Genomic DNA, 277 nt, shown 5'->3' with positions numbered 1-277 from the left:
CCGCCAGTGAAATAGTCTACACATAGTGGAGATATTTCATCTGGCGGTATTTTTGTAGTTGTGGATGCCTGTAATAAGGATAAGTGCTGTTCAGGTCTATTGGGCTGGATGATGTAGATGACTTTAATATAAGTAAGTTTAAATGAGATTAACAGAATTATAAAAATCTAGACGATTCTAATTTCCGTGACTGTTCAACAAGTCTACTGCATATTTTTATATGAAATTTCCCATTCTTCCATAGATTTGATGATAGGCCGTATGGACTCTCCGAGTT

The organism is Blautia sp. CAG:237 (assembly GCF_000436615.1).
Classification (GTDB): Bacteria; Bacillota; Clostridia; order Lachnospirales; family Lachnospiraceae; genus Blautia_A; species Blautia_A intestinihominis.
This window is presented reverse-complemented; position numbering follows the sequence as displayed.